Source organism: Tsuneonella deserti (assembly GCF_014644315.1).
Taxonomy (GTDB): Bacteria; Pseudomonadota; Alphaproteobacteria; order Sphingomonadales; family Sphingomonadaceae; genus Tsuneonella; species Tsuneonella deserti.
The window spans coordinates 1-530 of sequence record NZ_BMKL01000017.1 but is presented as its reverse complement, the minus strand read 5'-3'; the positions used below and the strand labels follow the sequence as shown (position 1 = coordinate 530).

Below are 530 nucleotides of genomic sequence, written 5' to 3'. Positions count from 1 at the left end.
GATATTTCTCCAAAAACTCTTCGGTAGATTGATAAAAAACGATTGGTGCAACAGGAGCTTTTCTATCACCAGCGGCCGATGTATAGAAGGATTTTTGATTGCGAGAAATCACTTCTCCGATACCAATCACTTTATCAATTTGTTTGCCTTTGATGAGTTCGGCTATGCTTTCGTACAAATCTGACTCTTCTAAGCCCGACTGCAATACATCACTGATAATCAACACCTTATCTCGCTTTGTATGTTGCTGGGTCATGAAATCAAGAGCGACCGAAAGCCCTGCGTAGTCGTTGTTGTAGGTATCATCAATCAGATAACAATCATTGATTCCCTGCTTCAATTCCAAACGCATAGCAATTGGCTTGAGCATATCTAAGCGACTCTGAATCTCGGCCGTATTGATACCTTGGTGCAGCATCAAGAAAATACAGTGCGTTGCGTTTTCGATGGAAGCATCATCGGCAAATGGAATTTTGAAATCGTAGATTTGGCTATTCCATAAAATCTGTAAAGTGCAATAAGTGTTTTGC

The 530-nt window shown here is 40.6% G+C and carries 1 protein-coding gene; it reads right to left on the bottom strand.

Annotated elements, in window-relative coordinates; genetic code table 11:
* On the bottom strand, positions 1-530 hold a 530-nt coding region (locus tag IEW58_RS14260; RefSeq protein WP_229658662.1), incomplete at both ends, for a type III PLP-dependent enzyme domain-containing protein.